The sequence below is a fragment of the Microbacterium halotolerans genome (genome assembly GCF_003569805.1).
Lineage (GTDB): Bacteria > Actinomycetota > Actinomycetes > Actinomycetales > Microbacteriaceae > Microbacterium > Microbacterium halotolerans.
In genome coordinates this window covers 191692-214061 of sequence record NZ_KZ984054.1, presented here as the reverse complement: position 1 = coordinate 214061, position 22370 = coordinate 191692, and the positions used below count along the sequence as shown (strand labels likewise).

The window sequence follows — 22370 nt, the reverse complement described above, 5'->3', positions numbered from 1 at the left end:
GCGAGCCCACCGGCGCGCTCTAGGCTGAGGGGATGACGATCACCGCCGCAGCAGACGGCTCCGCCCTCGGCAATCCAGGACCGATGGGCTGGGCATGGTTCATCGACGACGACAGCTGGGCTGCAGGCGGCTCGCCCCACGGCACGAACAACCAGGGCGAGCTCCTGGCCGTGCTCGAGCTGCTGCGGTCGACGGCGGGCACCGACGAGGCGCTGCACATCGAGTGCGACAGCAGATATGTGATCGACTCGGTGACCAGATGGATGCCCGGATGGAAGCGCAAGGGCTGGCGCAAGGCGGACGGCAAGCCGGTGCTCAACCGCGACATCCTCGAGGCACTCGATGCCGAGATCACCGGGCGCAGCGTGACGTTCGAATGGGTGAAGGGCCACGCGGGACACCCGCGGAACGAGGCGGCGGACAAGCGGGCCAACAGCGCGGCTCAGGCGTACCGGAATCGCTCGGCCGTCGACGCGGGACCGGGCTTCGCCGGCCACGACGCAGACGCGCCTTCCCCCACCGCGCCGCCGGTCGCCCCCGACCCGTCCCCCGCATCCGGGGCCGTGGTCGTCGAGCAGCCGACGCTGTTCGACGACCACGACGAAGATGCCACGGAGATCCGGCTCGCCCTCACGGCGAGCGAGCACGCACGGCTGCGCGAGCGCGCGTCGGCTGCGGGGATCAGCCCGGAGCAGTTCCTGCGCGAACTGATCTGAGCCGGTGCGAGCGATCGAGCGTCGAAGGCGCGAAGCGCCGAGCACAGCGCGCAGCGCAGCAGCCGACGACTCGATGACGGCGGCCGCACCCATCATCATCCGGCGCTCAGGCGTCGCCCTCACATGGGCCGTGGCCCCGACGCGCGCTGCCGCGCGCCCGCTCGGGCGGACCCTGCTCGCCCGGATGCTCGCTCCGGACGCTTCACTCGGCCAGGTGTGCCCTGCGTGCGGCGGACCGCACGGTCCGCTTCTGGTCCGCGTCGGAGGCGCTCCCGGCCCGCTCGTGAGCGTCTCGTACGCCGGCGGGCTCGTCGCAGTCGGCGTGGCACCGGAGCGCGCACGCGCATTCGGCATCGACGTCGAGCTCGACGACGATGTCACCCGCCGCGCGGTCGGTGAGGCCATCGACGCGCCGATGGTCTCCTCGTGGACGCGCGGGGAAGCCGTGGCCAAAGCGCGCCGCACCGGCCTGCGCGGCGCGCTCCCCCGAACAATTCCGCGCAGGAGCGCCGCGGAATCCGGTTCCGCGCACCACGAGCCCGACGAGTGCTTTCAGCATGACCGCGACGGCGAATGGGCCGCGCCCGCCACCGGCGCACACGATGCGCTGGGCGGCTTCGACATCCGGATAGACCGCCCCCGTCGCGCGGTCCTCAGCGTCGCGCTCGGCTGATCAGGCCCCGATCGCGTCTCCCTGTGCGCGCCGCCCGGCACGAGCAGGGAGATCCGGCAGCGCCGTCTCTACGAGCCACGACCGCCGGAAGGCCTCCAGCGGCACATCGGTGTGCGATCCGGCGAGCGCGAAGAAGGCGTCCTGCGTCGCGAGCGTGTGCGCCATGCCCGTCGCCCATTCGCGCATCAGGGCCCGGAACCGCTGATGCCCTGTGGTGCGCCTGAGCGCTTCGAGCAGAAGAGCGCCGCGTTTGTAGACGCGGTCGTCGAACATGTCATCCGCCCCGGGGTCGCCCAGCACGAGATCCTGCGGCAGCTCGGCGAGCCGTGCATGGTGCGCCTCGGCCATGTCGGCGATGCTCTGGCCCCCCGAGGCTTCCGACCACACCCATTCCGAGAAGCAGGCGAAGCCCTCGTTCAGCCAGATGTCCCCCCACGCGCCGATGCCGACGCTGTTGCCGAACCACTGGTGCGCCAGCTCATGCGCGATCAGCCTCTGCTCGTCGGGACCGGCATGGTTGGCGCCGAATGTGACCAGCCCCTGCGATTCGAGCGGGATCTCGAGCTCCTCGCTGGTGACCACGACCGTCAGGTCCGACTGCGGGTAGGGGCCGAACCAGTCTTCGAACGTCTCGATCATCCTGGGCACGTCGGCGAAGGCCTCGAGCATCGTGCCGTGCTGGGCCGGGGGCGTCACCAGGCGCCAGCGCAGCTCACCGGATGCGATCTCGGAGGTCTGCGGGTACTGCTGGTACGGCCCGACGTGCAGCGCGAGCAGATAGGTCGCCGTCGGCACGTCGGACGAGAATGACCAGGTGCGCTTGCCTCCTGCGCTCTCGACGGGGCCGGGCACGCCGGTGGCCGCCGCGAAGAACTCCCGATCGGTGGTGAACCGGATGTCGTAGCGTGCACGATCGTCGACGCGGTCGTTGCACGGGAACCAGGTCGGCGCGCCGATCGGCTGTGCCGCGACCATCGCCCCTTCCTCCAGCTCTTCCCAGCCGAGCGCTCCCCAGCGGGAGCGGCGAGGGCGAGGGCGCCCGGAGTACTCGATCTCGAGCAGGAGCTGCTCCCCCGCTTCGAGCCTGCGGCCGGGCTTGACGGTGATGCCGTGGTCGTTCTGGGCGACCTTGCGCTGCGGACGGCCGTCGACGCGGACCTTCCCCGCCTGCAGCCCCACCAGGTCGACGCGCAGCGAGCGGGTCTGCTCGACCACCTCGATCCGCATCTGCGCGCGACCTGCGAGCCGGTTGGTGCGCGGGGTGTAGTCGATGTCGAGCGCACAGTGCTCGACCCGGTAGCTGCTGTCGCCGCTGTGCGGCGTGTACTGCGTGCGCATTCAGAGAACCTACTTCGTCGACTGGTAGGCGCGCACCTTCACCGCGCGCCATGGGCCGATGGGGTTGCCGCTCCAGCGCGAGCCGATCGGCACGTCCTCGCCGCGCATGACGAGCGAGGCGGGGCCGACGGTCGCATGCTCTCCGATCTCCGCCGCGGGCAGGATCACGCTGTGCGGGCCGAGCGTCGCCCCCGCACCCAGTTCGACGACGTCCATGCTCATGATCCGGTCGTGGAACAGATGCGTCTGCACGACGCAGCCCCGGTTCACTGTGGAACCGTCGCCGAGTCGGACCAGGTCGGGTTCTGGCAGCCAGTACGACTCGCACCACACGCCGGAGCCGATCGTCGCCCCGAGCGAGCGCAGCCACAGCGTGAGCACGGGCGTTCCCGCGGCTGTGCGGGCGAACCAGGGTGCCGCGAGCATCTCCGTGAACGTGTCGCTCACCTCGGTGCGCCAGACGAAGCTCGACCACAGCGGCTGCTCGCCCGCACGGATCGGACCGACGATGATCCACTTGGCCGCGGTTGAGATCACCGCGGCCGCGGCCCCTGCTGCGAGCATGACGACGCCGGCGAGCAGAACGGTCCACACGCCGACGGCCTGCCAGAGCCACGCGAACGCGAGCATCACGGCGAGGCCGAGCCCGCAGCTGACGATCACCGGAACGACGCGGCACAGCTCCCACAGCGTGCGGGCGATGCGCAGCCCCGCGCCCGGCCGGTAGGTGCGCGAGTCGTCGCTGTCCTGCGCGAGTCGGCGCAGCCGCACCGGCGGCGAACCCAGCCATGACGATCCGGACTTCGCCTTCGTCGGCGCCGCAGACAGCACGGCGACGAGCGAGTTCTTCGGCACCTTGTGGCCAGGGGCGGCCATCCCCGAGTTCCCGAGGAAGGCGCGCTTTCCGATTCTGACCCTCCCGATGCGCAGCCATCCGCGGTGCAGCTCGTACGAGGCGACCATGGTGTCGTCGGCGAGGAACGCACCCTCGTCGATGCGCGTCAGGCGCGGAATGAGCAGCACTGTCGAGGCCTCGACGTTGCGGCCGACCCTGGCTCCGAGCAGGCGCAGCCACACGGGTGTGAACAGGCTCGAGTACAGCGGGAACAGCAGCGTCCGAGCCGTGTCGAGCACGCGCTCGGTCGCCCAGGCCTGCCATCCGATGCGGCCGAGCACGGGGTGCGTGCCGGGGTGCAGCCCGATCGACAGCAGACGGACGAAGACGACGACGGCACCGGCGTACACGATTCCGGTCAGGAGCACCGCAGGCACGAGCCACACCGCCGCGGCGAGCGCGACGTCGCCGAGGGATCCCGCACCCCGCATGCCCATGGCGATCACGGCGCCGCCTGCGACGAAGGAGCCGAACGGCAGCAGCGCCAGCAGCATCGACGACAGCCCGTACACGGCCTGCCAGAACCGCGAGCGCGGGCCCTCGTTCGACGGCCACTGGTCGCTCGAGTCGCCGCCGATGCGCACAGCGGGGGAACCCGCCCAGGTCTGACCGGACTTCACCCGCCCGAAGACAGCCGACCCCGGCGTGATCTCCGCGCCGTCGTCGATCCGCGCTCCAGGCGCGAGCGTGCTGCGCGCGCCGACGGAGACCTGGCGCCCGATGCGCACCTCGCCGAGCCGCAGCACATCGCCGTCGATCCAGTACCCCGTGAGATCGACCTCCGGCTCGATCGACGAGCCCTTGCCGACGGTGAGCATGCCCGTGATCGGCGGGAGCGTGTGCAGACTGACACCCTTGCCGATCTTCGCGCCGAGCGCTCTCGCGTACAGCGTGATCCACGGAGCGCCGGCAAGGCCCGTCGCCTCGATCTGCACGGCGAACTGCTCGGCGAGCCACAGCCGCATGTGCACCCGGCCGCCGCGCGGATAGTCGCCTGGGCGGACCCCGGCGAGCAGGACGCGCGCCGCGAAGGCGGCGATGCCCATCCGGCCGAACGGCGTCGCCACGACCGCGATGCCGACGACGAGGACCCACCACGGTGCGGTCGGCAGCGCGTCGAAGCCTGTGGTGAGGTTCAGCACCGTTCCGGCGGTGAGCACGTAGACGAGCCAGCGCAGGCCTCCCGTGATGAACAGGGGAAGGCCGACGAGCGTCTGCGTCCACTGCGTGCGCCTGCGCGTCGGCCGTGCCTGGTGGAACTCGTCGTCACCGGATGCGTCGTCCGTCGCTGCGATCGCCTTCGCCATCTGACGCAGCTTCGGCATGTCGTAGATGTCTGCCACCGTGAACTCCGACACTCGGGCACGGACGCGCGAGACGAGCTGAGCGGCGGCGAGCGATCCCCCTCCGAGATCGAAGAAGTCGGCTCCCCGATCGGGAACGGGAACGCCGAGCACCGCCTTCCACTGCTCGACGAGCCACTCCTCCGTGCCCGTCAGCCCTTCGATCCGAGTGGAATCGACGTCTTGCAGCGGCCACGGCAGTGCGGCCCTGTCGACCTTCCCGGATGTCCGCACGGGCAGTTCGTCGACCTCCGCGAGCAACGGCATCACGCCGGAGGGCAGCCGATCGGCGAGCATCTCCCTCGCCGCGGCACGATCAAGCGGGGACTCCGTCACGAGGTAGCCGACGAGCACGGGAACGCCTGCCTCGCTCTTGCGCACGGCAGCAGCAGCGGCGGTGACGCCAGGCACGTCCTGCAGAGCGTTCTCGACCTCTCCCAGTTCGATCCGGCGCCCACCGACCTTCACCTGGTCGTCCGCGCGCCCGACGAACATGAGCCCATCTGGCTCGTATCGCACGAGGTCGCCCGATCGGTAGGCGCGCTCCCAGTCGAGCGACGGCATCGGCGCGTACTTCTCCACGTCCTTGGCCGGATCGAGATAGCTCGCCAGCCCGACCCCGCCGATGATGAGTTCGCCCGTTTCGCCCTCCGCGACCCGGTTCCCCTCCGTGTCGACGACCGCGAGGTCCCATCCGTCCAACGGCAGGCCGATGCTCACCGGCGTCTCGCCGTCGAGCGGACATCCGCACGAGACGACGGTCGCCTCCGTCGGTCCATACGTGTTCCAGACCTCGCGGCTCGAGTCCACCAGTCGTGCGGCGAGCTCCGGCGGGCACGCCTCCCCGCCGAAGATCAGCAGCCGCACGTTCTCGATCGCCTCGGCCGGCCACATCGCCGCCAGCGTCGGCACGGTCGAGACGACGCTGATGCTCTGGCGCACCAGCCACCCCGACAGGTCCTCCCCCGATCGGACGAGGGAGCGCGGCGCCGGCACGAGGCATGCGCCGCTGCGCCACGCCAGCCACATCTCCTCGCACGAGGCGTCGAACGCGACGGACAGGCCGGCGAGCACGCGATCGCCGGGGCCGAGCGGCGCATCGCGCAGGAACCAGTTCGCCTCGGCATCGACGAACGCTGCGGCGGAGCGGTGCGAGACGGCGACGCCCTTGGGCACGCCTGTGGAGCCCGAAGTGAAGATCACCCACGCGGCATCGTCGAGGCCGGGGGCCTCAGCCTCCCGCACCACCGGCTCCGAGTTCGCAGGTCGCGGCACATAGCCGTCGTCGCCGATGATGCCGACGACGCCCGCCTCGCCGAAGACGAGGCGGGCGCGCTCATCGGTGTCGTCCGCGTCGACGGGGACGTAGGCGGCTCCTGCCAAGATGATGCCGAGGATCGCGATGTACAGGTCTCGGGAGCCGCTGACCACGCGTACGCCGACCCTGTCGCCGCGCCCGACGCCCGCCCGGCGCAGCTCGTCCGCACGGGCGGCGCATGCTTCGAGCAGCTCGGTGTAGCTGAGGGCGCCCGACCCGTCGTCGAGCGCGCTGGCGTTCGGATGTGCTGCGACCGTTGCGCGCAGCACGTCGACGAGCGTGCGCGGATGCGGCGCGAATCGGCCGCGCGCGAGCGGCAGCTGCGGATCGCGGTGCGAGGTCGGGACGGGCGAAACGGTCGGATTCACACATCCGCTTTCTGTCGTGCGTTCGGTGCGGGTTCTCCCGGCGGTGCGCCGTGCCGCAACCCGATGCTCCGGCATTGCACGGCGCACACGCTGCACCGACAAATGAACCGAGTTCATCCTATGAACGGGCCGCTCCGACGTCGGCACGCCACGCGACCGAGTCACACTCTGTTCACCTCGCAGACATTCTCCCGACATCGTGCGACCGGCTCGTCTCGGCTCCGTAGACTGGAACGAACATGCTGCAACGGAAGGCCCGCACCCATGAGCGCTCCCGATCCCGCTGACCGCGCCGATGCCGCGGCCGGTCAGGAGGAGCCTGCGATGCGGATGGATGCTGACGAGTTCGAGCGTCTCGTGATCGACGAGCTCGACCTGCTGCCCGACGACATGGTCGACGGGCTCGACAACGTGGTGTTCGTCGTCGAGGATCGCCCTGAGGACGGCTCGCTCGGGCTCCTCGGACTGTACGACGGGCTCGCGCTCACCGAACGCGATCGCTACGGCATGGGCGATCTTCCCGACCGCATCATCGTCTACCGCGAACCGCATCTCGTCCGCTGCGCCACGGAGGACGAGCTCCGCGATGAGGTGCACACGACGCTGGTGCACGAGATCGGGCACTTCTACGGAATCGACGACGATCGGCTGCACGAGCTGGGGTGGGCATGAGCATCGCGCTTCCCGAACTCGACGAGCAAATCGACCTGCAGCCTTCCTCATCCGGCCCCTGGCAGACGATCGTCTGGGACGACCCGGTCAATCTGATGAGCTACGTCGTCCGCGTGTTCCGCGAGCACTTCGGCTACAGCCCGGAGAAGGCCCAGCGGCTCATGCTCGCCGTACACAACGACGGCCACGCGATCGTCGCGGAAGGCGCCCGCGAGCAGATGGAACTGCACGCGCAGGCGATGCACGACTACGGCCTCTGGGCCACCGTGCGGGAGGGAACACCATGAGCGAGAAGATGCTGATGCTCACGATGACGCGCATCGAGGTCGAGCATCTGGAAGACCTGGTGCGCCAGTTCGCGGACCTCGTCAACGGCACGCCGTCGGACGATCCGGCCGTCGAACGCCTCGCTCCGGACGTCTATCCGGATGACTCCGAAGCGTCGAACGAGTTCCGCTCACTCACCAGGGGCGACCTGCTGCATCGGCGTGCTCGCGACGCGAGCATGGTCCGCCGAGCGCTCGAGAAGGTCACCGACAGCGGCGAGACCGACGAGTTCGCGCCGGTCGACCTGGCCCTCGACGAGGAGGCGACGGAAGCGTGGCTGCGCACCCTCACCTCGCTTCGTCTGGTCATCGCCAGCCGGCTCGGCATCAGCGCGGAGACGGCGCACGATCCGGAGGATCCGCGCTTCGCGGTGTTCGACTGGCTCGGCTACCGCCTCGACGGCCTCGTCACGGCCGCCGACGAGCTCCACGGCGAATGACGCTCAGGCTGTCCTGCGTAGATTGGTGAGCGTGTCCGCATCCCGTCCTTTCCAGGTCGATCTGCGCAGCGTCGTCGATCTGCTCAGCCGCCACATCTACTCCAGCCCGCAGGTGTTCCTGCGCGAACTCCTGCAGAACGGACGCGACGCGATCCGCGCCAGAGCGGACGATCATCCGGATGCCCCTGCCGGGCTGATCGAGATCGTTCCGGCCGAGGACGGGCGCGCGTTCCGTTTCCGCGACAACGGCGCGGGGCTCACCGCGGACGAGGCCGCAGAACTGCTCTCGACCGTCGGGCGAAGCTCCAAGCGGGACGAACTGCTGCAGGTGCGCCGCGAGAGCTTCCTCGGGCAGTTCGGCATCGGCCTGCTGAGCTGCTTCATGGTCGCCGACCGGATCACGGTGATCAGCCGATCGGCGTCGGGTGCGCCCGCGATCGAGTGGGTAGGTGACGCGACGGGCGAGTTCCGCGTCCGCGAACTCGACGAAGCCGCGACCGCCGAGCTCCCGATCGGCACCGAGGTGGTGCTCGTTCCTCGTCCGGATGAGGCCTCGCTGCTCGCGCGGGGGCGCGTCACAGGGCTCGCAGAGCGCTTCGGCGGGTATCTCCCGGTGCGTGTCACGGTCGCGAACGCCGACGGCAGCCGCGATCAGGTGACTCGCCGCGCCGTGTTCCTCGATCCGGATGCGACGGATGAGGAGCTCGACGAGCTCGGCTCGGAGATGCTCGGCCGGGAGCCCCTCGACGTGATCCCGCTCTCGGTCGCGGAAACCGGAACGACCGGCGTCGCGTTCGTGCTGCCCTTCTCGGCTCCGCCCGGCATGCGTCAGCCCAGCACGGTCTATCTCGGCCGGATGCTCGTCAGCGACCAGCTCGATCGCCTGCTGCCGCCGTGGGCGTTCTTCGTCCGCGCCGTGATCGACACGGAGAGCCTCACGCCGACGGCGTCTCGGGAATCGTTCGTCGAGGACGTCTCCCTCGAGATCACGCGCGAACGGCTCGGCGAAGCGCTGCGCGCGTGGATCATCCGGCTCTCCCGCGATGAGCCGTGGCGGTTCCAGGAGTTCCTGTCCGTGCACCAGATGGCGCTGAAGGCCATGGCCGTGCACGACGACGACCTCGCGCGCGCCGTGCTGCCGTGGCTGACGCTCGAAACGTCGCGGGGCACTCACACGGTCGACGAGCTCACAACGTCCGGCGGCGAACTGCGCTACGTCGAGACGGTCGACGAGTTCCGCCAGATCGCCGCCGTGGCCGCCGAGGACGCGCCCGTCATCAACGCGGGCTACTCATACGACGCCGACCTGCTGAGGCGGCTGCCGGCCCTCACCGGGGCACGAGTGACCCGAGTGCGCGTCGACGATCTGCTCGACGAGCTGAGCCCGCCGCCGCTCGACGATCTCGACGCGGTGCGCGCCCTCGAGCAGCGGGCGCGCACTGCGCTGGCCGAGACGCGCGCGGATGTGATCGTCCGCGCCTTCTCGCCGAAGAGCGTGCCAGGCCTGTGCGTCGCCGATCCCGAGACGATCAAGCGCCGCGAGCTCGATGAGGCGAAGGGGCAGGCATCGGATTCGCTGTGGGGCGACGTCCTCGACGACGTCGGAGCCATCCTCGATTCCAGGCGCCGCGACGAGGCCCGCACGCTCGGCATCAGGCTCTGCCTGAACTGGTCGAATCCGCTTGTGCGGCAGATCGCGTCGATCGACGACGGCCTCGTCTTCGACCGGACCACGAAGCTCGTATACGTGCAGTCGCTGCTGAGCTCGCACCGGCCGCTCACCGCAGCGGACCGTGCCATGCTCACCGACGCGCTCGGCGACATGGTCGCTCTCAGCGCCGGCGTCACGAACGGAATCGACGTCTTCGGAACAGAGGGAGAACGGTGAGCACCGCACCAGAGGCAGAACGGATCCTCGACCGGATCGAGCAGGGAGAGTACGCGGACCAGGCGCACGAACAGGTCGCGCAGGCCGTGCGGCTGGCCGACGAGGCCGGTGCTGACGACACGTGCTACCGCGCCCGCATGCTGCAGACCGACATCGCGCACTGGCTGAACGACGCCGACACGATGCTCTCCTCGTTCGCGTGGTGCGTCGCGAAGCACGACTCCGATCCCGCGCGCTTCCCGATCGCGCGGACGGACGACGGGCCCGACCTGCTGTTCCAGCACAAGTGGATCGCCGGGCTGCTGGCCGGCAACAGTCGCTTCCCGATCGCCCGCATCGAGCAGGTGCTCAGCGACATGGAGCGGCGCTTCCGCGAGGCGGGGCTGAGCCAGAACGGCGTGCACCAGGCCCGCCGCGACGTGGCCATCGCGCTCGGCGACTTCGAGGCGGCCGAACGTCATATGACGGCGCGCGAGCTCACGCCGCGCGACGAATACTCGCACTGCGAGGCGTGCCAGCGATCGACGGACGCCGGTTTCGCCGCTCTTCAGGGCGACGACGGCCAGGCGCTGCGGCTGTGGCGGGAGATCCACGACCAGGATCTCTCCTGCGGGGAGGAACCGGAGTTCGCCGATGCGCAGGCGCTGCTGCCGCTGCTGCGCGCTGGCAGCGGCGACGAGGCGATGATCGTGCACGCGCGCAGCTACCGTGCCGCGCGCACCAACCCCGACGCGATCTCGATGGTGCGCTTCCATCTCGAGTTCTGCGCCGTGACAGGCAACGTCGAGCGCGGTCTCGAGCTGCTGCAGCGGCATCTCAGCGGGTTCACCGTCGACGCGTTCTCCGATCAGCATCACATGGGCGTACTGCGTTCCATCGCGGTGCTGCTCGACGCAGCGGTCGAGGCAGGCGCGGGCGAGCGTGAGCTCGTCGGATCCGACGGCGAGAACATCGCGCGCCTGTTCGGCGAGCGGAAACGTCAGCACACGGTGAGCGAGTTCCGCGATCGCGCCTGGAGCATCGCGGAGCGCATCGGCGCCGCCTTCGACGGGCGCAACGGCAACGACCGCTGCGCCCGCGACCTCGCCGCCGCGCGCGCGCTTCGTACGGAACGGTACGATCTGCCCTTCTCAGATGCCGAGACGTACGCGCCACTCGCGTCGGCGCATCCGGAACCGTCCGATGCCCGCGGGTGGCTGATCGAAGCTCGACGTCTGGTGGCGGGCGGTCACCTGGCACGAGCGGATGAGGCCGCGGCGCGCGGTGTGCAGACGGCGACGCCGGGTGCTGCCCCTCCCCTGCACACGGTGCGCGTGTGGGCGGCGCTGGGCGACGACGACGAGGCGTCAGCGATGGCGCATCACCGCGCACGCGTCGCGGCGATGCGCGAAGCCGGTTGGCACGACTATGCCGATGCCGAGGAGCGGCTCGGGCTGAAGATGCTCGGCAACGCATCGCGCGACGATGTCGACGAGATCGCCGCGGAGATCGAACGCGCCAGATCGCAGGGCGGCGACCCCTCGCTGCTGGTCGACCTGCTCATCACGCTCGCCGCCACCCAGTTCGATGCCCCGGAGACGCCGACCGGCGGCGTGGACGCCGCCCTCGCCGCCGTGCGCGAGGCCGCGCTGACCCTCCCCGACGACGACGAGAACATGCTGTGGCCAGGGCTCGTCGACGCCCATCTCGAGGCCCTCACGCGCGCGGAGCTGTTCGAGGAGGCCGGTGAGGTCGCCGCGCTGGCACTCGAGGACCCGCGCGCCGCAGACACCGTGATGCTCACCGCCAGGAGGGTCGTCACGATCTCGATGGCGTCGAAGGCGCGCTTCGACGAGGCGGCGACCGCGAGCGAACGGCTCATCGCCGACGCCGCGCGAGCCGAAGATCCCATCGCCGTCGGCAACTCGGCCATGCTCGCCGCGCAGATCTATGCCGATCTCGGCCGCCCCCGCGAGGCGAGCGCCCGCGCGGCATACGCCATCCGAAGCTTCGAGCAGGTAGGACAGGCGCTTCCCGGCCAGCGGCACACGCTGGCATCGTTGCAGCTCGATGCGGGACAGGCTCAGGCAGCGCTGGAGAACTTCCAGCTCGCGTTCGACGCCATGCACGAGTCGGGCGAGGAGGACCCCGTCGTCCTCTCACGCGTCGCGAGCGGACTGGGCCGAGCTGCGGCGGAATGCGGCGAGCTGGCGGTCGCGTACCGCGTCTGGACATGGGCGGCACGCGTCGCGGCGGATGCGGAGATCTGGGACAGAGCGGCGGCCGTGACGCTCGACGTGGCGTCTCTGCTGCACGACGTCGACGATGAGGACGCAGTGGACACCGCCGCGGAGGGTGTGGAACTCGCCAGGCGCTCCGGCGTTCCCGCACTGCTGGCACGCGCGCAGCAGCTGCACGGCTGGTTCAGCGCCGGTGCCGGGAACGACGCGGGTGTTGCGGTGCTCGACGAGGCCATCGGCGCAGCGGAAGCCGCCGAGTTGTGGGACAGGGCGCTGGACGCGCGCATCTCCCGCGGCAGGGCGCTGCTCGCACTCGGCCGCCGCGACGAGGCGATCGGCGCGCTGCGCGAGACAGCTGAGGCGGCTGACAGCCGCGGCATGCCGCAGTTCGCACGGCTCTCCGACATCCATCGCGCCACGGCGCTCACGGCCGCGGGCCGCACGGACGAAGCAGCCGTCGTCTACCGCGAACTCATCGACCGCCTCGACCCCGCCGACGATTCCGGCATCCTCGAAGCCGCGCACAGCGGACTGGCGGAGCTGGGTGATTAGGCAACCCGCACTCGGCGCCGTACGAGTCGCTAGTGCAGCTCGAACCGGAGGTCCGCGAGCGCAGCGGGATCGTGGGTGGCGATGTGCGCACGCTCCTGCGTCGCCCAGCGCTCCCAGTGCGGCGCGTAGGTCTCGCCGTCGCGGGCCAGCGCCCGCTCTCGGCGCGAGACTTCCGAGGCGTCCAGCCAGACGGTCAGATCGGCGATCTCCTGCGTGCGCGGAGTGAGCGCACCCGCGCCTTCGATGATCAGTGCGGTGTCGGGTGCGATGCTGACACTCGCGCCGAGAGTTCCGGATGCCCAGTCCCATCGGCGGAACTGTCCTGGTCGCCCTGCGGCGATGGGTGCCAGGATGTCGTCGGCGACGATCGTGCTCGCTGACGCGAGCCCGTCCCACCCAGGGTAGAAGTCGTCGAGCGCGATCAGGAGCGGCGTCTCGTGGCGGGCCCACGCGTCGCGAAGCCGCGCCGCGATGGTTGTCTTGCCCGAACCGCTGCGTCCGTCGATGACGACGCGCGGCAGCCCGACATCGAGGGCGCGCACGCGCCGGAGCACCGTGTCGAAGGCGACATCGAACGATGCCGCAAAGGCGTCGCTACTTCTTGAGGGCACGGATGATCTTGCGCAGGGCGCGCCCTGCCACGCAGATCACCGGAACCGATACCGCCAGCAGTGCGATGATGTTCGGCTCAAAACGCAGCCCCTCCGGTCGGCGCACGTAGACGCCGAGCGGCATGGAGATGCTGCCGCCACCGCCGCCTGAGCCCTTGCCCTCTTCGTCGCCGCCGCCGAAGCCCGACCAGGCCGCGGCCACAGGGACGATCGTGACGCCGTCGACTTCCTGCTTCTCACCGTAGACGGCGTTCACGCCGGCACGGTTCGTGATCTTGCCGAGTTCCAGTGCGATGTTGGGCATACCTCCAACCTACTCCGGATCGGCCCGATCTGCTCTCACCGACGTCCTGCTCGCGTCAGTCCGAGATCTCCGGCGGTCGCGGCGGAACATGCGCAGCCCCACGCCCCAGGAAGGTCGCGCGCGTGAGCGCTCCCGCCCCGAAGCGCGCGACGGCGTCGTCGAGCGCGCCCTCTGCGCGGCGCCAGTCCGCATCCTCGTCCCAGAGCGCCAGTGCAGACGATCCCGCGGGCCGGAGGCGCTCGGCCCGCACTCCGATCAGCCGCACCGGATCGTGCCTGTCCACGGCGGCGAACAGCTCGCGCGCCGCTTCGCCCAGGCGCTGGCCGAGGTCAGTCGGCTCATGAAGCGCCTGCGAGCGCGTGATGGTGGTGAAGTCGGCGAAGCGCACCTTGATGGCCGCTCCGGCGGCTTCCATCCCGGCCCTGCGCAACCGCACCGCCACGCGGTCCGCAAGGCGCAGCAGCTCCGCCCGCAGCGCTTCAGGGTCGCGCACGTCGTCGGCGAACGTCTCCTCGTGGCTGATGCTCTTCTCAACCCGCTCCGTCTGCACCTCGCGCGGATCATCGCCGACGGCGAGCTCCGCCACCCTTCGCGCTCCCGATTCGCCGAGCACTCTGGCGAGCACATGGTGGGGCGTGCGGCGCACGTCCTCTATGGTCCGCACGGCCCGCGCTTCGAGCGCCTCCGCGGCCTTGGGCCCGACGCCCCAGATCGTGCGCACCGGCAGAGGCGCGAGGAAGTCAGCGGTCTCCTGTGCCGGCACGATCAGCAGCCCATCGGGCTTCGACATCGTCGACGCCATCTTCGCCACGTGCTTCGTCGCGGCGACGCCGACGCTGCAGACCAGCCCGGTCTCGGCTGTCACCCGGCGCCGGATCATCCGGGCGATCTCGCCTGGACTGCCCCACAGCCTCTTGGCCCCGCGCACATCAAGGAAGGCCTCGTCGATCGACAGCGGTTCGACCAGCGGGGTGATCTGCCGAAAGATGTCCATCACCTGGGCCGATGCCTCTCGATAACGCGTGAAGCTCGGCGGCACCACCGTCGCGCGCGGGCACAGCTGCAGCGCACGTGCCATCGGCATCGCCGAGCGCACTCCGTACCGGCGCGCTTCGTACGAGGCGCTGGAGACGACCGACCGGCCATCCGGAGCCCCGATCACGACCGGCTTGCCTGCAAGCGACGGGTCGTGCAGCACCTCGACGGCCGCGAAGAACGCGTCCATGTCGATGTGCAGGACGCCTGTGTCGGAGTCGTCGGCATCCGGCGCAGACACGCGCCTTCCGCTGCCGTCCGATCGCCCCATGCCCCTATTCTCCCCGCAACCCCCGACGTCGCGACTTACAGCGCCGTGTGTTCGAGGGCTGCGCAGTAGGCGCTAGGCGCGCTCCAGGATGAGCTCGCGCACGCGGGCTGCGTCGGCCTGGCCCTTCATCGCCTTCATCACGGCACCGATGATCGCCCCGGCGGCCTGCACCTTGCCGCCACGGATCTTCTCGAGCACGTCCGGCTGAGCGGCCAGGGCGTCGTCGATCGCGGCGATCAGCGCGCCGTCGTCGGAGACGACTGCCAATCCGCGAGCGTCGACGACCTCCTGCGGCGTTCCCTCGCCGGCGATCACGCCCTCCAGCACCTGGCGGGCGAGCTTGTCGGTGAGCGTGCCGTCGTCGATCAGCTTCTGCAGCGACGCGACCTGCTCCGGAGCCACCAGCGCGGCGGGCTCCCTCTCCTGCGCGTTGGCGACGCGGGTGATCTCACCCGTCCACCACTTGCGTGCGGTCTGGGGTGCGGCTCCAGCGGCGACCGTCGCCTCGACCTCGTTCAGCAGGCCGCCGTTGACGACGTCCTGCAGTTCCAGGTCGGTGAAGTCCCATTCCGCCTTCAGCCGGCGGCGGCGCACGGCAGGCGCCTCGGGAAGCGCGGCACGCAGCTCTTCGATCAGTTCCTCACTGGGTGCGACCGGCAGCAGGTCGGGTTCAGGGAAGTACCGGTAGTCGTCCGCATCCGACTTCGGACGACCGGGCGACGTCTCCCCCGTGTCCTCGTGCCAGTGCCTGGTCTCCTGTGTGATCGTGCCGCCGGAGGCGAGGATCACCGCCTGGCGCTGGATCTCATAGCGCACGGCGCGCTCGACCGAACGCATCGAGTTGACGTTCTTCGTCTCGGTTCGGGTGCCGAGCTTCTCAGTTCCGCGGGGGCGCAGCGACACGTTCGCGTCGCAGCGCACGTTGCCCCGTTCCATCCGGGCCTCGGAGATGCCCGTCGCGATCGCGATGTCGCGGATGGTGGCCAGATACGCCTTCGCGAGCTCCGGTGCGCGGTGCTCGGCGCCGAAGATCGGGTGCGTCACGATCTCGACGAGCGGCACTCCGGCGCGGTTGTAGTCGACCAGTGAGCTCGACGCGCCCTGGATGCGACCGGCCGCTCCGCCCATGTGGGTGAGCTTGCCCGCGTCCTCCTCCATGTGTGCGCGCTCGATCGGCACGACGACCGTCTCGCCGTCGCCGAGGTCGACCTCGACCGAGCCCTCGAATGCGATCGGTTCGTCGTACTGGCTGATCTGGTAGTTCTTGCCGAGGTCTGGGTAGAAGTAGTTCTTCCTGGCGAAGCGGCTCGACGGCGCGATCGAGCAGCCGAGCGCAAGACCCAGCGTGATCGACTTCCGGATGGCCTCGGCGTTGACCGCGGGCATCGAACCGGGCAGGCCCATGTCGACGGGGGCGACGAGCGTGTTCGGCTCTGCGTCGTGGTTCTCGGTGTTCGCCGGGTTCGCCGCGGCGGAGAACATCTTCGTCTTGGTGTTCAGCTCGATGTGCACCTCGAGACCGATCACCGGCTCGAACTTCTCGAGTGCCTCGTCGAAGTCCATCAGCTCTGCGCGCGCCATCAGCGTGCCCCTCCGTTCAGTGCGGGGGCCCGATCGAGCAGGGGACCGCCCCATTCGTCGACGAGCAGGTGTTCGAGTGCCGCACCCACCCGGTAGAGGCGTGCGTCCTCGTGCGCGGGGGCGAGGAACTGCACCCCGACGGGCAGGCCGTCGTCCTCTGACAGGCCGCTCGGCACCGAGATGCCGGGGATTCCCGCCAGGTTGGCGGGGATCGTGGTGAGGTCGTTCAGGTACATCGCCAGCGGGTCATCGATCTTCTCGCCGAGCTTGAACGCCGTCGTCGGTGCCGTCGGTGTGGCGATCACGTCGACCTCGGCGAAGGCCGCTGCGAAGTCGCGCTGAATCAGCGTGCGCACCTTCTGGGCGCTGCCGTAGTAGGCGTCGTAGTAGCCGGCCGACAGCGCGTACGTGCCGAGGATGATGCGGCGCTTGACCTCGGGCCCGAAGCCCGCGTCGCGCGTGGCCGACATGACGTCCTCCACTGTGCCTCCCGGCACCTCGACCCGCATGCCGAAGCGCACGGAGTCGAACTTGGCGAGGTTGCTCGACGCCTCTGCCGGAAGGATCAGGTAGTATGCGGCGACCGCGTACTCGAAGTGCGGCGCGCTGATCTCGACGATCTCCGCACCCTGAGCCTCGAGCTTCGCCAGCGACTGGTGGAAGGAATCGGCGACACCGTGCTGGAAGCCGGAGTCCGGCAGCTCCTTCACGATGCCGATCCTCAGGCCCTTCAGCCCGGCGCCGGTCGCGCCCTCACGGGCTGCGGCGGCCATCGACGGCCAGTCGCGCTGGATGGAGGTCGCATCGTGCACGTCGTGGCCGGCGATGACATCCTGCAGCAGCGCGGAATCGAGCACCGTGCGGGAGACGGGGCCGACCTGGTCGAGGCTGGACGCCAGGGCGATCGAGCCGTAGCGGCTCACCGCGCCGTAGGTCGGCTTGATGCCGACGGTTCCCGTCACGTGCGCGGGCTGGCGGATCGAGCCGCCCGTGTCCGAGCCGAGAGCGAACGGCGCTTCGAAGGCGGCGACAGCAGCGGCCGAACCGCCGCCGGACCCGCCGGGGATCCGGTCGAGGTCCCACGGATTGCGGGTCGGCCCGTAGGCGGAGTGCTCCGTCGACGATCCCATGGCGAACTCGTCCATGTTGGTCTTGCCGAGCGGCACGAGCCCTGCGGCGCGGGCGCGGGCGACCACCGTCGCGTCGTACGGCGACATGAAGCCCTCGAGGATCTTCGATCCGGATGTCGAGGGCATGTCCGTTGTGACGAGGACGTCCTTGATCGCGAGCGGAACGCCGGCGAGCTCCGGCAACGGCTCTCCCGCTGCACGGCGCTCGTCGATCGCGCGGGCCGCGTCGACGGCCGCGTCGTTCACGTGCAGGTAGGCGTTCACAGCACCGTCGACGGCGGAGATGCGGTCGAGGTGAGCCTGGGTGGCCTCGACGCTCGAGATCTCGCCTTCGGTGAGCTTCGCGGCCAGCTCGGCCGCGGTCATCCGGATGATGTCCGTCATGTTCTCCCCCGTCACTGTTCTTCGCCGAGGATCGCGGTCACACGGAAGCGGTCTCCGTCCGAGTCGGGCGCATTCTGCAGCGCCTGATCGGTCGTGAGCATGTCGCCGACCTCGTCGGGGCGGAACACGTTCTGCATCGGGATGGGGTGGCTCGTCGCCGGGACGTCGTCGGATGCGACCCGCGAGACCTTGGCGATGTTCTCGACGATGGCGTCGAGCTCACCGGTCAGGCGGGTCACCTCCTCGTCCTCCAGCTGAATTCGGGCGAGCACACCGAGATGGCGCACGAGTTCGGGAGTGATTTCTGACACCGGTCCAGTCTAGGCCGCCGGACGAGTGTGCGCTGTCGTCTGCGACCCCATCCGGATGTCCGGGAGAAGGCAGCTGCGCGCCGTCGCGCGCGCTCACATAGTCTTGTCTGGTGACGACGCAGTTCAACCCGCCGCGCCCCTGGACCGCTTCCTATGCGCCAGGCGTGCCGGAAGACCTCGATGAGATGACCGGATCTCTGATGGACCTCGTCAGGACCTCAGCGCGCGAGCATCCCGATGCCCCCGCGCTGCAGTTCTTCGGGCGTGTGACGAGCTATCGGGAGCTGTCCGCCGCGATCGATCGTGCGGCGGCCGGGCTGCACTCGCTCGGCGTGCGCAAGGGCGATCCGGTTGCGATCGTGCTGCCGAACTGCTCGCAGCACATCATCGCGTTCTACGCGGTGCTGCGACTCGGGGCGATCGTCGTCGAGCACAACCCGCTGTACACACCGCGCGAGCTGCGCAAGCAGTTCGAGGACCACGGCGCGAAGCACGCGATCGTGTGGAGCAAGGTCGCTCGCACCGTGCAGGAGTTCCCGGACGACATCGCCGTCGATTCGCTCGTCTCGGTCGACATCACCAAGGGAATGCCCGCGTACATGCAGCTGGCGCTGCGACTGCCTGTGCCGAAGCTGCGCGAACAGCGCGCCCAGCTGACGCGGCGCGTGCGCGGTGCCGTGCCGTGGGAGCAGCTGGTCGGATACGCGCCGATCGGCGGAGACGTGCCGGAACCCGGTACCGACGACATCGCAGTGATCCAGTACACCAGCGGCACCACGGGCGACCCGAAGGGCGCCACGCTGACGCACCGCAACCTGCTCGCGAACGCCGCGCAGGCCAGAGCATGGACCCCGGATGTGCCTGATGGTGAGGGCACGGTGGTCTACGCCGTGCTGCCGATGTTCCACGCGTACGGGCTGACGCTGTGCCTGACGTATGCGATGTCGCGGGCGGCGAGGCTCGTGCTGTTCCCGAAATTCGACCCCGACATGGTGCTCGCCGTGACGAAGAAGCACCCCGCGACGGTGCTGCCCGCTGTTCCCCCCATCGCCGAACGTCTGCTGAAGCGAGCGAAGGAGACCGGCGTCTCCCTCGCGGGCACGGGTATCGGTGTCTCGGGTGCGATGGCGCTGGACGACGCGCTCGTCGTGCCGTGGGAGGAGGAGACCGGCGGCATGCTCGTCGAGGGCTATGGGCTGAGCGAGTGCTCCCCCGTGCTGTGTGTGAACCCGGTGGGCGACAATCGCCGAGCCGGTACGATCGGCCTGCCTCTTCCCGGCACCGAGGTGCGCGTCGTCGATCCGGAAGATCCGATCCGCGATGCCGAGCCGAGCGAGGCCGGAGAACTGCTCGTGCGCGGGCCGCAGGTGTTCGGCGGGTACTTCGGCAGGCCCGAAGAGACCGAGAGGGTGTTCTTCGACGGCTGGTTCCGCACGGGCGACATCGTGGAGATGGACGCCGACGGGTTCCTCACGGTCGTCGACCGGATCAAGGAGCTCATCATCACCAACGGATTCAACGTCGCGCCGACCGAGGTCGAGATCGCGCTGCGTCAGCATCCGGCGATCACCGATGCCGCCGTCGTCGGAATGCCGTCATCCGGCGGCGAAGAGGTCGTCGCCGCGGTGGTGCTCGACGGCGAAGCCGAGTTCGACCAGGACGAAGCCCGCGAGTTCGTCAAGCGCGTCCTCACGCCGTACAAGGCGCCCCGCCGCTTCGTGGTGGTCGAAGAGCTGCCGAAGTCGATGATCGGCAAGGTGCTGCGCAAGCAGGTGCGCGAGCTGCTGCTCGCCGACGCCGAGAGCGCCGCGTGAGCGAACATAACCCGCGCTCCGCCGGGGAATGGGAGGAGCGCGTCGAGACCCTGTGGGCGTCCGGCTGCGGCGACGAGGAACTCGTCGTGCGGATGACGGCGCTCGCCGCGGCCGCACCGCACCCGGCACTCGGCGCGTTCGAACTGGGCGGCGCCTTCGATTCGACGGGACACGAGGCAGAAGCCGACGCCGAGTACGCGCGCGCCGCGGCAGAGGGCCTGAGCACTGTCGACCCGTCGAGGGCCGCGCAGCTCGTGGTGCAGCACGCATCGACGCTGCGCAATCTCGACCGCGTAGACGAGGCCATTGCGATGCTGCGCGAGGCGCCGTTCCACGCCGACACGGGCGCCGCCCCAGCGGTCTTCCTGGCGCTCGCGCTGCACAGTGCGGGTCGCAGCGACGAAGCTCTGCGCGCCGCGATCGAGGTGATCGAACCGACGCTGCCGCGGTACAACCGCTCGGTGCGCGCATACGCCGCGGCGCTCACCGAGGAGTAGTCGCGCACCTGCGGGCGGCGTGATGTGCCGCCACGACGATGGCCGTGCCCGAGATGCAGCTCAGGCACGGCCATCCGGTCATACCAGGATCACTCCGAGCGGCGCTTGACCTGCGTCAGGATGATCGTGTCGGTGTCGCTGAACTCCTTCTGGATCTCGTTGTCCGAATCCGTGTCCGCCTTGTGCGTCGAGACGCTGACGACGACGGCGAGCACGAGGTTGATCAGGAAGCCCGGCACGATCTCGTACAGGTCGAAGATGCCGCCGGACAGGTACTGGCCCCACACCCATGCGGTGGCTGCGCCGGCGACCATGCCGACGATCGCTCCGATGTTGGTGAGTCGGCGCCAGAACAGCGACAGGATGATCAGCGGGCCGAACGCGGCGCCGAAGCCCGCCCAGGCGAAGCTGACCAGATCGAGCACGGACGATTCGGAGTCGAGCCCGATCAGGATGGCGATCACGGCGATGATGAGCACCGCCCCGCGGCCGAGCCACACCAGCACGGACTCCTTGATGCTCTTCTTCAGCACCAGGCGCGCGATGTCCTCGATCAGCGCGGACGACGACACGATCAGCTGGCTCGAGATCGTCGACATGATCGCGGCGAGAACCGCGGCGAGAACGAGCCCCGCCACGAACGGGTGCATCAGGTTCTGCGCGAGCACGAGCACGACCGTCTCCGAATCGGGGAGCTCGATTCCCTTGACATGGAACCACGCGATGCCGATGAGGCCGGAGGCCACGGCGCCGATCAGCGACAGGATCATCCAGCCGATGCCGATGCGGCGGGCGACCTTGGCGTCGCCCGCGTTGCGCAGTGCCATGAAGCGCACGATGATGTGCGGCTGGCCGAAGTAGCCCAGTCCCCACGCGAGCGAGGAGATGATCCCGAGCAGCACGACGCCGGAGAAGCCCTCACCGAACCACGACAGCGGTGTCGCGCTCGCGAACGGCCCTTCCTCTCCCGCGTCCATCGCGGTCTGCGCCTCGGTGATGCGCTGCGCGCTGGCCGCGTCGAATCCGTCAGCGAGAGCGGTGAGGTCGCCGATCGAGATCACGGCCAGCACCGGAACGATCATCAGGGCGGCGAAGATCATGATGCCCTGCACGAAGTCGGTGTAGGTCGCCCCGAGGAAGCCTCCGAACAGCGTGTACGTCAGCGTCACGCCGCCGACCAGGAGCATGCCCAGCAGGTAGTCGCCGCCGAAGGCGCTCTCGAAGTACTTTCCGCCGGCGACCATGCCGCTGGAGACGTACAGCGTGAAGAACACCAGGATCACGACGCCCGCGACGATGCGGAGCACGTGCGTGTTGTCGCGGGTGCGGTTCTCGAGGAAGCTGGGCACCGTGATCGAGTTCTTCGCGACCTCGGTGTAGGCGCGCAGACGCGGCGCCACCAGCTTCCAGTTCAAGTAGGCGCCGATCGTCAGGCCGATGGCGATCCAGGCATCGAAGAGACCGGTGAAGTAGAGGGCGCCCGGAAGGCCCATGACGAGCCAGCCCGACATGTCCGATGCCCCGGCGCTGAGCGCCGCGACCGCCGGTGGCAGACTGCGGCCGCCGAGCATGTAGTCTTCGTGACTCTTCGTCTTCAGCGTCGCGTAGACGCCGATTCCGATCATGGCCGCGAAGTATATGACGAGCGCGATGATGAAGTACGTCTGTGGCTGCATCCTGGCAC

The 22370-nt window shown here is 69.6% G+C and carries 18 protein-coding genes; 9 read left to right on the top strand and 9 right to left on the bottom strand.

What is annotated here, in order from left to right; translation table 11 throughout:
• Nucleotides 1-32: 32 nt before the first annotated feature.
• Nucleotides 33-716, top strand: coding sequence for a ribonuclease H family protein (locus DZG09_RS14655; RefSeq protein ID WP_119698475.1), 684 nt, complete (start codon nt 33-35; stop codon nt 714-716).
• Nucleotides 717-720: 4 nt separating this feature from the next.
• Nucleotides 721-1389 carry a 4'-phosphopantetheinyl transferase family protein gene (locus tag DZG09_RS14650; RefSeq protein WP_119698474.1) on the top strand — a complete coding sequence of 223 codons (669 nt, stop codon included), beginning with the start codon at nt 721-723 and terminating at the stop codon, nt 1387-1389.
• Here the strand turns inward: DZG09_RS14650 and DZG09_RS14645 are convergent, their stop codons facing one another.
• Both DZG09_RS14645 and DZG09_RS14640 read right to left on the bottom strand, forming a co-directional pair.
• Entirely contained in the window at nt 1390-2727 is a 1338-nt protein-coding gene (locus tag DZG09_RS14645; RefSeq protein ID WP_119698473.1) for a M1 family metallopeptidase, read from the bottom strand.
• 9 nt (nt 2728-2736) lie between these two features.
• Nucleotides 2737-6726 (bottom strand): Pls/PosA family non-ribosomal peptide synthetase, encoded by a 3990-nt coding sequence (locus DZG09_RS14640; protein WP_119698568.1) that lies wholly within the window; start codon nt 6724-6726, stop codon nt 2737-2739.
• A gap of 249 nt (nt 6727-6975) precedes the next feature.
• Here DZG09_RS14640 and DZG09_RS14635 point away from each other — a divergent pair, with 249 nt between their 5' ends.
• Genes DZG09_RS14635 through DZG09_RS14615 form a run of 5 tightly spaced genes read left to right on the top strand, consistent with a single transcriptional unit; the run spans nt 6976 to nt 12748 of the window.
• Nucleotides 6976-7323 carry a metallopeptidase family protein gene (locus DZG09_RS14635; RefSeq protein WP_119698567.1) on the top strand — a complete coding sequence of 116 codons (348 nt, stop codon included), beginning with the start codon at nt 6976-6978 and terminating at the stop codon, nt 7321-7323.
• Nucleotides 7320-7610 carry an ATP-dependent Clp protease adapter ClpS gene (clpS, locus tag DZG09_RS14630; RefSeq protein WP_162893337.1) on the top strand — a complete coding sequence of 97 codons (291 nt, stop codon included), beginning with the start codon at nt 7320-7322 and terminating at the stop codon, nt 7608-7610. The genes DZG09_RS14635 and clpS overlap by 4 nt, the downstream gene beginning before the upstream one ends.
• Nucleotides 7607-8089, top strand: coding sequence for a DUF2017 family protein (locus tag DZG09_RS14625; protein ID WP_240424069.1), 483 nt, complete (start codon nt 7607-7609; stop codon nt 8087-8089). Before clpS ends, DZG09_RS14625 begins: the two co-directional genes overlap by 4 nt.
• Before the next feature lie 31 nt (nt 8090-8120).
• A complete protein-coding gene (locus tag DZG09_RS14620) occupies nt 8121-9977 on the top strand; it encodes an HSP90 family protein (protein WP_240424067.1) in 1857 nt (618 codons plus the stop codon).
• Nucleotides 9974-12748: a hypothetical protein gene (locus DZG09_RS14615; RefSeq protein ID WP_119698470.1), complete on the top strand. Its 2775-nt coding sequence runs from the start codon at nt 9974-9976 to the stop codon at nt 12746-12748. Before DZG09_RS14620 ends, DZG09_RS14615 begins: the two co-directional genes overlap by 4 nt.
• A 29-nt stretch (nt 12749-12777) precedes the next feature.
• On the opposite strand, the gene DZG09_RS14610 is transcribed toward DZG09_RS14615, so the two are convergent.
• From DZG09_RS14610 to gatC, 6 genes are all read right to left on the bottom strand, one after another.
• A complete protein-coding gene (locus tag DZG09_RS14610; RefSeq protein ID WP_205529194.1) occupies nt 12778-13359 on the bottom strand; it encodes a nucleoside/nucleotide kinase family protein in 582 nt (193 codons plus the stop codon).
• The gene (locus DZG09_RS14605; protein ID WP_119698468.1) at nt 13343-13663 is read right to left on the bottom strand and encodes a hypothetical protein; all 321 of its coding nucleotides are present in this window, start codon (nt 13661-13663) and stop codon (nt 13343-13345) included. Before DZG09_RS14605 ends, DZG09_RS14610 begins: the two co-directional genes overlap by 17 nt.
• A 55-nt stretch (nt 13664-13718) precedes the next feature.
• Nucleotides 13719-14969: a DNA polymerase IV gene (dinB, locus tag DZG09_RS14600; protein WP_119698467.1), complete on the bottom strand. Its 1251-nt coding sequence runs from the start codon at nt 14967-14969 to the stop codon at nt 13719-13721.
• 72 nt (nt 14970-15041) lie between these two features.
• Nucleotides 15042-16550, bottom strand: a complete 1509-nt coding sequence (gene gatB / locus DZG09_RS14595; RefSeq protein ID WP_119698466.1) for an Asp-tRNA(Asn)/Glu-tRNA(Gln) amidotransferase subunit GatB — start codon at nt 16548-16550, stop codon at nt 15042-15044.
• Nucleotides 16550-18064 carry an Asp-tRNA(Asn)/Glu-tRNA(Gln) amidotransferase subunit GatA gene (gene gatA / locus DZG09_RS14590; protein ID WP_119698565.1) on the bottom strand — a complete coding sequence of 505 codons (1515 nt, stop codon included), beginning with the start codon at nt 18062-18064 and terminating at the stop codon, nt 16550-16552. The genes gatB and gatA overlap by 1 nt, the downstream gene beginning before the upstream one ends.
• A gap of 11 nt (nt 18065-18075) precedes the next feature.
• Nucleotides 18076-18375, bottom strand: coding sequence for an Asp-tRNA(Asn)/Glu-tRNA(Gln) amidotransferase subunit GatC (gene gatC, locus DZG09_RS14585; RefSeq protein WP_119698465.1), 300 nt, complete (start codon nt 18373-18375; stop codon nt 18076-18078).
• Nucleotides 18376-18485: 110 nt separating this feature from the next.
• Here gatC and DZG09_RS14580 point away from each other — a divergent pair, with 110 nt between their 5' ends.
• Both DZG09_RS14580 and DZG09_RS14575 read left to right on the top strand, forming a co-directional pair.
• The gene (locus DZG09_RS14580) at nt 18486-20189 is read left to right on the top strand and encodes a long-chain-fatty-acid--CoA ligase (RefSeq protein ID WP_119698464.1); all 1704 of its coding nucleotides are present in this window, start codon (nt 18486-18488) and stop codon (nt 20187-20189) included.
• Nucleotides 20186-20686 carry a tetratricopeptide repeat protein gene (locus tag DZG09_RS14575; RefSeq protein ID WP_240424065.1) on the top strand — a complete coding sequence of 167 codons (501 nt, stop codon included), beginning with the start codon at nt 20186-20188 and terminating at the stop codon, nt 20684-20686. Before DZG09_RS14580 ends, DZG09_RS14575 begins: the two co-directional genes overlap by 4 nt.
• A gap of 89 nt (nt 20687-20775) precedes the next feature.
• Here the strand turns inward: DZG09_RS14575 and putP are convergent, their stop codons facing one another.
• Nucleotides 20776-22362: a sodium/proline symporter PutP gene (gene putP, locus DZG09_RS14570; protein ID WP_119698463.1), complete on the bottom strand. Its 1587-nt coding sequence runs from the start codon at nt 22360-22362 to the stop codon at nt 20776-20778.
• Between the last annotated feature and the right edge of the window lie 8 nt (nt 22363-22370).